The organism is Pseudomonas serbica (genome assembly GCF_028823535.1).
In the GTDB taxonomy this organism is placed as follows: domain Bacteria; phylum Pseudomonadota; class Gammaproteobacteria; order Pseudomonadales; family Pseudomonadaceae; genus Aquipseudomonas; species Aquipseudomonas serbica.
On sequence record NZ_JAQIYM010000016.1, the window covers coordinates 52,882 to 65,708 of the forward strand.

General features: G+C 61.4%; 8 protein-coding genes and 1 pseudogene. All 9 read right to left on the reverse strand.

The window, feature by feature from the left end; translation table 11 throughout:
- Positions 1 to 68: 68 nt before the first annotated feature.
- The 9 genes and pseudogenes from NQL71_RS24255 to NQL71_RS24295 all read right to left on the reverse strand — a co-directional run bounded on the left by NQL71_RS24255 (position 69) and on the right by NQL71_RS24295 (position 12,815).
- Positions 69 to 2,225 (reverse strand): LuxR C-terminal-related transcriptional regulator, encoded by a 2,157-nt coding sequence (locus tag NQL71_RS24255; RefSeq protein WP_248687634.1) that lies wholly within the window; start codon positions 2,223 to 2,225, stop codon positions 69 to 71.
- 135 nt (positions 2,226 to 2,360) lie between these two features.
- Positions 2,361 to 3,728: a DUF1329 domain-containing protein gene (locus NQL71_RS24260; RefSeq protein ID WP_046817365.1), complete on the reverse strand. Its 1,368-nt coding sequence runs from the start codon at positions 3,726 to 3,728 to the stop codon at positions 2,361 to 2,363.
- A 43-nt stretch (positions 3,729 to 3,771) separates the two neighbouring features.
- Positions 3,772 to 5,604: a DUF1302 domain-containing protein gene (locus NQL71_RS24265; RefSeq protein ID WP_274643469.1), complete on the reverse strand. Its 1,833-nt coding sequence runs from the start codon at positions 5,602 to 5,604 to the stop codon at positions 3,772 to 3,774.
- 233 nt (positions 5,605 to 5,837) lie between these two features.
- Positions 5,838 to 7,031 (reverse strand): lipid-transfer protein, encoded by a 1,194-nt coding sequence (locus NQL71_RS24270; RefSeq protein ID WP_077186336.1) that lies wholly within the window; start codon positions 7,029 to 7,031, stop codon positions 5,838 to 5,840.
- 31 nt (positions 7,032 to 7,062) lie between these two features.
- On the reverse strand, positions 7,063 to 8,202 hold the full coding sequence (locus NQL71_RS24275) for an acyl-CoA dehydrogenase family protein (protein WP_046817362.1): 1,140 nt from the start codon (positions 8,200 to 8,202) through the stop codon (positions 7,063 to 7,065).
- Between the two features lie 244 nt (positions 8,203 to 8,446).
- Entirely contained in the window at positions 8,447 to 9,970 is a 1,524-nt protein-coding gene (locus NQL71_RS24280) for an acyl-CoA synthetase (RefSeq protein ID WP_046817361.1), read from the reverse strand.
- Positions 9,961 to 10,395, reverse strand: coding sequence for a PaaI family thioesterase (locus tag NQL71_RS24285; protein WP_046817360.1), 435 nt, complete (start codon positions 10,393 to 10,395; stop codon positions 9,961 to 9,963). Before NQL71_RS24285 ends, NQL71_RS24280 begins: the two co-directional genes overlap by 10 nt.
- Positions 10,395 to 11,954: pseudogene (locus NQL71_RS24290) on the reverse strand (acyl-CoA synthetase); the annotation flags it as partial. The pseudogene NQL71_RS24290 and the gene NQL71_RS24285, both read right to left, overlap by 1 nt.
- Before the next feature lie 57 nt (positions 11,955 to 12,011).
- Positions 12,012 to 12,815, reverse strand: coding sequence for an enoyl-CoA hydratase/isomerase family protein (locus NQL71_RS24295; protein ID WP_046817358.1), 804 nt, complete (start codon positions 12,813 to 12,815; stop codon positions 12,012 to 12,014).
- Positions 12,816 to 12,827: the final 12 nt, after the last annotated feature.

A 12,827-nucleotide genomic window follows, 5' to 3' on the forward strand; every position in this document is an offset into this window, starting at 1 on the left:
CATGGTTGTCCATCGGTCGCGCCGCGCCGCCACCCGGATCAGGTGGGTGGCGATTCAAGACGACCGGTTCAGGCCAGAATGCCCATCGCCTTGGCGCTGTTGATGGCCTGGGTACGACGGCAGGCGCCGAGCTTGACGTTGATGTTCTTAGCGTGGCTCTTGACGGTGTTCACCGAAATGAACAGACGATGGCTGACTTCGCGCACCGACATGCCTTCGGCCAGCAGCTTGAGCACCGAGACTTCGCGCGGTGTCAGGCCGTCCTGGTAATCCGCCACGCCGGCAGGACGCGCCGAGGGAGTTTCATCGCTGTAGCCATCGATTTCACGGGTCTGGTTCCGGGCTTTTTGCAGGCCAATTGGCTCCTGATAACACACACGGTCGATCTTGCCCCAGTGCATGCGCCGCTCGGCTTCGTGCAACAGTAAATGCGCCTTTTCGCTGTCATCACTGCGCGAGGCGATCTCGGACAACAGCAGGTAGGCATTGAGCACAAATGGCGCGCAGCAATCGCGGACCTGCAATAGACCCGCTTGCAGGACCTGTTCTGCTTCAACCATCCGTCCTTGCTGCACCAGCAACTCGCCCTGCAGGAGCATCAGCCGTCCGAGCAGTGGATAGGGTTGGGTCCGGCTGCCCGTCAGTTGCGCAAGTTCGGTGCGCAACAGCGATTGCGCCAACCCTGGCTGCCCTTGAAGCATCATCAAGCGCACCCGATCGCTGTTCACCAGCACTTCGGCCTCACGACTGCCCCGCCGCCGGGCAAGCTCCAGCGAGTGCTCCAACAACACCTGAGCCTCGCTCAGTTCGCCGGATTTCATGGCGATGCGCGCCAACGTGCACTGGCACAACAGCACCGATAGCCAGTCCTGGGCCGTCAAATGGCGAAGTGCCGAATGGCAGTGCAGACGCGCCGGCTCGTGCTGCCCACGCAGCGCGTGCAGGGTTCCATACAGCGCCTGCCAGTTCGCCAACAGACGTTGATTGCGCTGCTGATCGGGCAGCGGGAAAAAATGCCCAAGCCGTTCCAGGCATTCCTCGGCTTCGTCCAGCCGGCCGCTGAACAGCAGCGCCTTGGCGCACAGGTAAATCAGGCGCGAGCTGCTGTGCAGCAACTGCGGTTCGATGCGTTCGCGCCAGTCCATGAAGCGGTCCAGGTGCCGTTCGCTCAAGATCCAGCTCAGCCATAACCGCTCCATGTAACTGGCCGCCACTTCCGGCTGATCGGCACTGAGCGCCTGCTCGACTGCATCATCGACCTGACCCAGGACGCTGAGCAGTTGGCAGGCACGCAAGCGCAGCCGATTGAGCGGCAGGCCGCTCAATCGGTCTTGCAGCGCCTGCGCCACAGCGGGCAACAAGCGAAACCAGCCGGGCTGCTGGTCGATCTGGACGAGAAAAGCCTGTTCGTCGAGCAAGCTCTTGAACACCCGGGCGCCCTGCTGTCCTTCCCAGAGTTGCTCGCAAAGGTCGGCGCTGGCCTTGGACAAGTGGGCCAGCCCGTAGAGAATCTCGCGCTGTTCGTCGTTAAGGCGCGCACACAGTTCACGCTCAAGGTACGGACCGAGCAAGGCCGAGGGCAGCAGACGAACTCCCGCACACCACCCAGCCGTTTGATGCCACAGTTCTTCCTTGGCGGCGGTATCAGCGGTCGGCATGAGCAAACTGACCAGCGATTCGAATTCATCAGGTTGCAGGGCCAGTTGCCGGGAGTCCAGCTCCAGCAATTCGCCGCTGAGCATCAGTTGCGGGAGGTTCCATTCAGGGCGTTGGCGGCAGGTGACCAGGATTTGCAAGTTTGGGTTTTGCAGGGACAGGAGCTGGTCGAACCAGTGGTTCAGATCCGTTGGCATTTGCGACGGCAGATCATCGAAGACCAATCGAAGTGGCACGACCGCTGAGGCATTATTGCCTGAAAGGGACTCTTCGCTGGCCAGCCAGCTGCTACAGGAGTCAGCGAGCCCTTGCAGGAGCTGGCTGGCCAGCGAAGGCGATGGATCAGCCGCCACCCACCCCAGGGCATCAGCCAGCATCAAGCCCAAGGACTCCAACGTCTGCGCTCGCCCGCCAAGACTTACCCAGACCACCCGCCCCGGCTCAGCCTCTACCCGCAAGTACTCGCGCAACAACGCTGTTTTTCCATAACCGGCAGGCGCGCAAAGCAGCTGCAACCGGCGCTGCTCGCGCTTGAGTTCGTCGCACAAATGCGGCCGTGGCACAAACATGGCGGACCTCGCTGATGGTGTGAGGTTGCCATCATTGGACGAGAAAACTGTTTGCGCGCCACCCACATCAGGTGGGGGCTGTCGGAATGCACAACGCCCTGCGAACAGGGCGTTGGTTCCAGCGAGGTTGAACACTCAGCGGATGCCGGCGTTACGCAGCGCAGACGGGGTGAAGTCGGTCATCTTCGCGGTCATGCCATAGGCCGTTGCATGTTTGGCCTCATTGGTCATCGCCAACACATTGTAGCGACCCGCAATCAGGTCATAGATCCCGAGCATGGCGAAGTTAGAGGCACCACGCTCGTAGTCGTTGATTGCATAACCTTCGGCGACACGCCACAACTGTCCACGGCCGTCGTAGTGATCGACTTCGGCAAGCTGCCAGGTATCTTCGTCGAAATACAAGTCACGCTTGGCATACACATGGCGCTGGCCAGGTTTCAGGGTCGCCTCGACGTGCCACACGCGGTGCAGCTCATAACGGGTCAGGTCCTGGTTGATGTGCCCCGGCTTGATGATGTCGTCGTACTTAAGCTTCGGCGACTGCAGGCGGTAGTTGTTGTACGGGATGTACAGTTCCTTTTTTCCCACCAGTTTCCAGTCATAGCGATCCGGCGCACCGTTCATCATGTCGGTGTTGTCAGCGGTACGCATGCCATCGGAACCATTGCCTGGTCCGTCGTAGGCCACTTGCGGGGCGCGACGCACGCGGCGCTGACCGGCGTTGTAGACCCACGCCAGACGCGGCTCCTTGACCTGATCGATGGTCTCGTGGATCAGGATCACACTGCCGGCCATGCGCGACGGAGCGGTGATTTCCTGTTTGTAGTAGTACAGAACGTTTTCGCCCTGACCGCCTTCCACGCCTTCCATCAACTGCGGGAACGCCAGCTGGTCGTTGTACTCGACGATGGAGTACGAACCATTGGTTTGCGGTGCGGCCTGGGCCGCCTGGCGCTCCATGTTGCCGCCGCGATAACGGTTGGTGTGATTCCAGTAAACCTCGACACCGTTCTTCGGAATGGGGAACGGAAAGTAACGGGTTTGTGCGAAGTTCAGCAGGCCGTTGCCGTCCGGCGTCAGTTCGGTGCTCACCGCGCTTTTCTTGGCAATGTCATAGATGTTCTGCGGCGAAGCCGCTGTGCGCTGGGTCTTGTACACCGGGATCTTGTAGCTATCCGGATAGCGCTTGAACATCGCCAGTTGGCCCGGTGTCAGCTTGTCCTTGTACTGGTCGGCATTGGCCGCGGTGATCACCAGTTGCGGCTTTTCACCGGCGAACGGATCGCCGAGAAAGCCGTTGTCGAGTGCCGCCGCGCCGGGTTTCAAACCACCGGTCCAGGCAGGAATACTGCCGCTGGCATTGCCCTCTTTCTGGGCGCCCAATGGCGTCAGGCTAGTGCCCAATTGGGCGGCTTCCTGTGGGGTAACCGCAGCCATTACACCCGTGGCCAGCAGCGACAGACTCAGGGCGCCAGCGCGCAGGATCAGACGTGCGTTCATGTTCAGACAGTTCATGTTCAATTACCTCTGGGGCAGCGTTGCGTCAGAAATTCACGCCGAAGCTGAGCGCAACGTAGTCGCGGTCGACGTTGGTATTGAAATCGCCACCGAAGTAGTTGGTGTAACTCAGGCTGGCGGTGTAGGTGTTCTGGTAATCGGCATCGACGCCCAGACTGACGGCTTTGGAGCCTTCATCGAAGTTCGGGCCGTAACCCTCGACGTCGTGGGACCAGGCGATGTTGGGCGACAGGTTGATGCCGGCGAACACGTTCTGGTAATCCAGCTTGCCGCGCAGGCGATAGCCCCAACTGTTGCTGGTGTAGAAGCCATCGTCATTGCATTCCTGCGCCGGGTTGCTCGCCGATGGCGTACCGGAGGCGGTGCCGCGACAAGTGGCCGCGCCCGCAGCGCCCGGCAGTTCGCCGGAACCGAAAGCCGGGCTGCGACCGAAGCGCAGGTCCGAACCATCCGCCTTGCCCAGGTCATTGATGTGGTTGTAACCCACCTCGCCCACCAGGGTCAGACGACTGGCCCCCAGCACCTGATCGAAGAACTGGGTCGCGGTCACTTGCGCCTGGGTCACCGGCATGCGCTTGTAGCCATTGACTTCGGCGCCCAGGTTGCGACCGGCGAAACCGGTGGTAATCAACGGCGAGGTCGCACCGAAGGTGGCGGCGGACAACAGGTCAGCGGTGTTCAGTTGCAGCGGCATGTTTGGCCGGTAGCTGACTTCCCCCCCTAGCGACACACCCGAGACGTTGGTCTGGAAGCTCAGGCCGTACAGGCGAATGTCTTCCGGATAATCGATGAAGTAGCCGGTGCTGCGTGCAGAGGTCACGCCACCGGCAGCGCTGCTCATCTGATGGATGCTCAGGTACGGGTTGCGGCTGTGGTAGTTCATCGCGTAGGCGCCGAACTCGGTGTCGTTCGCCTCCGGAACGTACCAGCGCAGGGCCAGGCCATATTGACCGCTATCGCGGGCATCGTTGTCTTTGAGGCGAGGAATGAACGCGTCATCCGAACCGGCTGCAATGGCGGCCAGACCGCCGGTATTGCTGGCCTTGCCCGGGGGCAGGTCAAGACCGGCGATTACCAGCCGGTCGTTACAGCCTTGCGGCACGCCATCATTGCCGAAAAACGTACCGCAGTTGTCGACGATCGATTTGTCCCACTCCAGCTGATAGAACGCTTCGGCGGTGATGTTGTCCGCCAGGCCCTGCGACACATAAAGCAGGTTGACCGGAATCAAACCTTCTTTCACCTCGGCACCCGGGCGACGCAAAGCAGCGACGTCGATTGGGTTGATGCTGTTAATCGAGTTGCCAATGAACGTACTCTCGCCCCAGCTCACCACTTGCTTGCCCAGGCGAACGTTGCCGACCTGATCGCCGATGCTGTAGTTGTGGTAGACGAAGCTGTCGAGGAACATCGCCCCGGACGATTTCGCCGCGCGGTCACGTCCCGAGTCATCGATGTCGTAGGACGGACGGCTCTCGTCCATCAGTTCGAAGTCATACCAGTATTTGCCCCGCACAAAGGCGCCGCTGTCGCCGTACTTCAGTTCCAGGTCATGCACACCCTTGAAGATCTTCGAGAAAGTTTCACCTTTCTTGAAGTTCAGGCGGTTGTCGTCGGTGGTCCGCGAGGCGGACTCGCCACCGCTGACGCCCTGAGAGTTGAAGTTGGAAATGAACTGTTTGTCCGGATCAGCCACAGACCAACTGGCGCCGATCGACAACGACGAGTCGAACGTCCCTTGAATCTCCCCGATATTGAAATTCACAGCGTGAGCCTGATTGCTCGCGCAAGTGGCAAACATTACAGCTACGGCCAGCAGACTTGGCTGGAAGACTCCGCGCATTGTTGTTTTTGTCATGCGGTTTCCCCGATTGAAGATGACGTGGTGAGTGCCCATGCTAGCGAGGCTCCCCTGTTGTCCTCACACCCGAATGGGTGATTTGGATGAAGCGTTTTTCAAGGTTTTTTCTGACGCGTAACGCCCGGTTCAAGATGCGCTCGGCGGGCGTTACGCTCGGTGACACTCAAGAGCAATGTGTTGGGTTGGCGAGCTCGCTTGATCGTTAACGACCATCGCGAGCAGGCTCGCTCCTACACTTTTCCGTACAGCGTGACCACGCAGGCACCACCCAGGCCAAGGTTGTGCGCCATCGCCAGGCGCACGCCCTCGACCTGGCGCTGCTCGGCGTTGCCGCGCAATTGCTGCGTCAGCTCATAGCACTGCGCCAGACCGGTAGCGCCCAACGGGTGCCCCTTGGACAGCAGGCCACCAGACGGGTTGATGACGATTTGCCCGCCATAGGTGTTGTCGCCGTCCATGACGAATTTTTCCGCGCCGCCCTCGGGGCAAAAGCCCAGGGATTCGTAGCAGATCACTTCGTTTTGGGCGAAGCAGTCGTGCAACTCGCAGACGTCGATGTCTTTCGGACCGACGCCCGCTTTCTCGTAGACCTGGCCGACGGCGGCGTGCGTCATGTGCGTACCGACCCAGTCAAGCATCGACGGCTTTTCGAAATTGAAGGATTCAGGGGTATCGGTGGTCATCGACTGGGCAACGATTTCGACGTCACGGCGCAGGCCATGCTTCTTGGCAAAACGCTCGGAAACCAGGATCGCCGCCGCGCCACCGCAAGTAGGCGGGCAGGCCATCAGGCGGGTCATGACGCCTGGCAGAATCACCGGGTCGTTCATCACGTCTTCGACGCTGAGCACCTTGCGAAACAATGCGAGCGGGTTGTTGGCTGCATGACGGCTGGCCTTGGCGCGCACAGCGGCGAAGGTTTCCATTTTCATGCCGTATTTCTGGATGTACTCGCGCCCCGCACCACCAAACGTACGGATAGCCTGAGCCATGCCATCCATATCGGCGGTCAGACCACGCAGGATCGGCAGGAAGCGTTCGCGGGTCGGCGGGCGGTCGTCCCAATGGGATTTCAGCGCACCTGCCTGCATCTGTTCGAAGCCGACCGCCAGTACGCAATCGACAGAACCGGACTCAATGGCCTTGCGTGCCAGGTACAAGGCGGTAGAACCGGTCGAACAGTTGTTATTGACGTTGACCACCGGAATCCCGGTCATGCCGACTTCGTAGAGAACAGTCTGGCCGCAGGTGGAATCGCCGTAGACATAACCGGCGTACGCCTCTTGCACCAGCTTGTAATCAATGCCCGCATCGTCCAGGGCGCGACGCACCGCTTCGGCGCCCATCTGTACGTAGGTCGGGCTCTCGCTGGGCTTGCGGAACGGGATCATGCCGACGCCGGCTACCAGTACTTTTTCGCTCATATTGTCACCTGAAAAAATGAGGGGGAAAGGATCACAACTGGCGCGCGATGAGTTCGCGCAGCACTTCGCTGGTGCCACCGAAGACGCGGGTCACGCGCATGTCGACGAAGGCGCGGGCGATTGGGTACTCCATCATGTATCCGTAGCCGCCGTGCAGCTGGACCATGTCGTCGATGCACTTCCACAGGGTTTCGGTGGCGAAGAGCTTGGCGATGGCCGACTCCTGCACCGTGAGGCGCCGACGCATGTGTTCGCCGATGTAGTGGTCGATAGTCAGGCGCACGGCCGTGGCCTGGGCCTTGATATCGGCCAGCTTGAATTTGGTGTTCTGGAAGTCCCAGACAGTCTGGTTGAAGGCCTTGCGGTCTTTCACGTACTCGACGGTCTGCTCCAGCAGGCGTTCGAGTTTGGCGGCGCAATACAGCGCGATCACCAGGCGCTCCTGCGGCAGCTCTTCCATCAGGTGCATGAAGCCTTTGTTTTCTTCACCGAGCAGGTTGCCCACCGGCACGCGCACGTCGTCGAAGAACAGCTCGGCGGTGTCGGCGGCGTGCTGGCCGACCTTTTCCAGCTTGCGCCCGCGACGGAAACCTTCACGGTTGCATTCGACCATGATCAGGCTGCACCCCTTGGCGCCGGCGCTCGGGTCGGTCTTGCACACGACCACGACCATGTCGCAGGTCAGGCCGTTGCTGATGAAGGTCTTGCTGCCGTTGATTACCCATTCGTCACCGTCACGCACTGCGGTAGTGCGGATCGCCTTGAGGTCGGAACCAGTGCCAGGCTCGGTCATCGCCACGGCCAAAACGGTTTCGCCGGTGCAGATTTTCGGCAGCCATTTGTGTTTTTGCTCTTCGGTGCCCAGACGCACGATGTACGGCGCGACGATGTCCGAATGCACCCCCAGGCTCCAGCCCGAAACACCGGCGCGGTACAGCTCTTCAATCAACACCGCCGAGTGACCGAAGTCACCACCGCCACCGCCGTATTCAGTCGGCACGGTGAGGCACAGCAGATTGTGACGACCGGCCTTGAGCCAGGTTTCCCGGTCAACCTGGCCAGCGGCGTCCCACTGCGCCTGCTTGGGCAGGCATTCACGCTCGAAGAAACGCCGCGCGGATTCACGCAGCATTTCGTGGTCTTCACGGTAGACAGTACGGTTGATGTGCATCGGGATCTCCAGTGGGTGGCCAGGCAAGGCTTGCGCCTGGTTCGTGAGTCCACTGTATTGACGCGGGCGGGTAGTGAAGCCACCCGGATCGGGTAGCGAATGGCTGGAGGAAAACGATCTGAAGCACTGGCGCAAAAACTGTGGGAGCGAGCCTGCTCGCGATAAGGTCGTCACATTCAGCATTGATGTTGACTGGCATACCGTCTTCGCGAACAGGCTCGCTCCCACAGGAGTTGTGGAGGGGTTATTTGCGCAGTTCGCGCTTGAGGACTTTGCCGGCTGCCGAAAGCGGCAGCTCGTCGCGGAACTCCACGCTCTTCGGGCATTTGTAGCCGGCGATGAACTCCCGGCAATACAAGCGCAATTGCTCGGCATCGACCTGGGCGCCGGGCTTGCGCACCACCACCGCGTGCACCGCCTCGCCCCATTGCTCATGGGGCACGCCGATCACCGCCGCCAGCGCCACCGCCGGATGTCGCGCGAGGACATTTTCGACTTCCGCCGAATAAATATTTTCACCGCCGCTGACGATCATGTCCTTGAGGCGGTCGACGATGAACAGGTAACCCTGCTCGTCCATGTACGCGGCGTCGCCGGTGTACAGCCAGCCATCGCGCAATGCCCTGGCGGTTTCTTCGGGTTTGTTCCAATAGCCCTGCATGATGTTCGGCCCGCGCACGATAATCTCGCCCACCGTGCCTCGCGGAACTTCCTGGCCTTGCGGGTCGACGATCCTCACGTTGACGCCCAACCCGCCCCGCCCGACTGAACGGGACAAACCGCTCTGGCGCGCTTGCGGCGTGTGATTGCACGGCAGATTGCTCGACACCACCGGGCAGGCTTCGGTCAGCCCGTAGGAATGAGAAAGCTCCAGTTCCGGAAGCCGGGCCAACACCTGTTCCACCATTTCGCCGGCGCTGGGTGACGCACCGTAGGTCAGGCGTTTCAGGCTACCGAGGTCATGGCGATCGAAGTCTGGATGGGCCAGCAACGCGAGGATCATGGTTGGCACCAGCAACGTCTCGGTTATCCGCTCCCGCTCGATCACCTGCAGCACCTCATCCGCGTCGAAACTCGACAGCAGTACATGGCTTTCACCGGCCATGAACTGGATCAACGCGCGGGCCATGCCGGCAACGTGGAACAGCGGTGCGACGTGCAACAACCGGCCATCGCGTATCGGCGGCATGTCGACCATGCGTGGCATGCACGCCGACCACAGGTTCAGATGGGACTGCATGACCCCCTTGGGAAACCCGGTGGTGCCGCCGGTGTACATGATGCAGGCAAGGTCTTCCCCGCCACGCCCGGCATCCTCGACCGGCGTTGCCTGGGCCAGCAACTGCTCGAAACCGAGCATGCCCGGCGGCACTTCACCGTCCCCGGCGTAGATAAACCGTGGCGCCTGACGGGCGCTCTTGCGGATACCTTCGGCCATCGCCGCGAAGTGCTCGTCGACAATCAGGAAGCCGGTGGCGCAATCGTCCAGCGAATAGACAATCTCCGCCACGCTCCAGCGAATGTTGACCGGGTTGAGCACCCCGCCGCCCCACCACACGCCCATGATGTATTCAAGATAACGGTCGGAGTTGAGCGCCAGCATGCCGACCCGGTCACCCGCCGCCATGCCGAGGTTCTGCAAGGCGCCCGCCAGGCGAGCGACACGTTCACCAAACTGGCGATAGGTCTGGCGGCGATCGCCGAAGATCGTCGCCAGGTGCTCCGGGTTTTGCTGCAGGGTGCGTTGCAGACACTGGGTCATGTACATGGTGTCTTGCCTTTCCAGGTGGTGAAGACACCGTTGGCCCGCAACACCAGGCGCTCGCCGACCTTCAGCAGGCAGCTGGCGTTGATGAAGGTGCCACCGGTCTTGAGCACTTCCACATGCGCCTCCAGCCATTCGCCTTCGCGCACCGGTCCGATGTAATCGACGTTCAGGTTGACCGTCAGCGCAACCGATGGCGGCCGCAAATGGCGCCGTAACACGACGCCGAAGGCGCTGTCCGCAACCGTGGCGAGGAAACCGCCATGGGCGATGCGCACATAGTTGAGGTGGTGCGGTTGCAGACGCACGGCCATGATCGGCCGTTCATCATGGAGGAAGAAGTCACCGCAATTGCGCAGGAAGCCCGAGAGGCCCTCCAGCGCTGTGAACCCCTCGGGAATCGTTGCCCCTCCATTGTCCAGCGCCATCAGCTCACACCCCGATCCCTGCCGGCCCAGAACGGTTCGCGCAGGTCGCGCTTGAGCACCTTGCCGGCACCGGACAGCGGCAGCGCGGCGCGGAACTCGACCGACTTCGGTGTCTTGTAGCCGGCGATCTGCCGACGGCAATGCTCGATGATCTCGGCGCCAGCCGCTTGGCGATCCGGTTTGAGCACGATCACCGCGTGCACCGCCTCGCCCCACTGCGCACAGGGAATGCCGATGACCGCGCAGGAGGCGACCGCCGGGTGACTGGAGATAGCGCTTTCGACTTCCCCCGAATAGACGTTCTCGCCACCGCTGACGATCATGTCCTTGAAGCGGTCGACAATATAGATATAACCCTCGTCGTCCATGTATGCGCCGTCGCCGGTGTGCATCCAGCCGCCCCGCAGAGCCTCTGCGGTTTCTTCGGGTTTGTTCCAGTAGCCCAGCATGATATTCGGGCCACGCACAAGCACTTCGCCAACCGTGCCACGCGGGACTTCATTGTCCTGTTCATCGACGATGCGCACGGTCACACCGAGTCCAGGACGCCCGGCCGAACGCAATCGACCATTGGCGATGCCCTCGGGACCGTGGTTTTCCGGGCCGTTGGCGGAAATTGGCGGCGCGGCTTCGGTCATGCCGTAGCCTTGGGTGAACTCCACATTGGGCAAGGCTTTCAGGGCAAGTTCCAGCAAAGGCACGGCAATCGGCGAGGCGCCGTAGGTCAGGCTGCGCAGGCTGCTGAGGTCATGACTGGCAAACTCCGGATGCATGATCAACGCCTGGACCATGGTCGGCACGATCAGGATGTCGGTGATGCGCTCGCGTTCGATGGCCTGCATCACGTCAAGCGGGTCGAAGGCCGGGACGAAGATGCTCGGCAAGCCCAGCAACGAAATCAGAATCACCCGCGACAGCGCCGCCAGGTGAAACATCGGCGCGATGTGCAGGGTCAGCGCATCGGCTGGCACCGGGACATCGGCGGCGCGGGCCACGGCAGCCGTCCACAGGTTCATGTGCGACTGCATCACGCCTTTCGGCCGGCCGGTGGTGCCACCGGTGTACATGATGCTGGCCAGGTCATCACCACCACGGAAGGCATCATCGACCGGCTCGGCATCACGAATGAGCTGTTCGTAAGACAGCATGCCTTGGGGGGCCGGACCATCGCCAATATGGATCAGCAGCGGTCGTACTTTGGCAGCGCTAGCAATGGCTTCGGCCATCGGCAGAAAGGTGTCGTCGATCATCAGGATACGGGTGTCGCAGTCGTCCAGCGAGTAGGCGATTTCCGGCACGGTCCAGCGGATGTTGACCGGGTTGACCACGCCACCGCCCCACCAGGTGGCGAGGTAGTACTCGAGAAATCGGTCGCAGTTCAGACCGAGCAAACCCACGCGGTCGCCGGTGTGCATGCCTCGTTGCTGCAAGGCGCTGGCCAGGCGAGCAACGCGGTCGGCCAACTGTGCGTAAGTCTGGCGCCGGTCACGGAAGACCGTCGCCAGAGCGTTGGGGCGTTGCTGCAAGACACGGTGTAGTCCTTGGGTCAGATACATGGTCGTTTCCTGTGAATTATTGTTGTCAGGCCGAGGCGAATACTTGGGTGAAGTGCGCCGTCAGGCGCCGGTGTATTTGGGCGCGCGCTGCTCGACACTGGCCACGCGCCCTTCGGCGTAGTCCTTGCTGTCGCGCAGCAGCCCCCAGTGAAGATGGGCCTGGGTGACGAAGTCACGGGGAGTCAGGTGCGCGGTTTGCAGCGCCAGACGCTTGATCGACTGCACCGCCAGAGGACCGTTGGCAGCGATGCATTCGGCCAGGCTCATAGCCGCCGACAGCAACTGGTCCCGGGGCACCAGGTCGACGATCAGGCCGATCCGCAAGGCTTCCTGCGCGCTGATTGGTTCCCCGGTCAGGGCCATTTTCATGGCGTAGGCCGAGGGCACTGCACGCAGCAGGTACTGCACGCCGCCGGCGGCAGGAATGGTGGCGTCGCGCACTTCGGGCAAACCGAAAGTGGCGCCCTGCGCAGCGAGGCGCAGGTCGCATTGCAGTGCGAGCTCAAGGCCCCCTCCGAGACAAGCGCCATTGACCGCCGCAATGAGCGGCTTCCAGACCTCAAGATCGCTGAGGTCGAACAAGCGCGTGTAGCCGCCCTCCTCGGCTTCGGTTTCGCGACTCTTCATGGAACTGGCGACATGACCGACTGCCGGCAACAACGACTCCTTGTGGCTCGCGCCGCAGCAAAACACCCGATCACCGGCACCGGTCAGCACGATGACCCGCACCTGCTCATCATCCTGGCAAGCCACCAGGGTCTTGCGCAGGTGCATCAGGTCACTGACGGTCAGTGCATTTTTCGACGGTTGCGCATCGAGCATAATGAGTGCCACGTGATCGATGATCTTGAACTGAATGGCCATGAGCTAACTTCT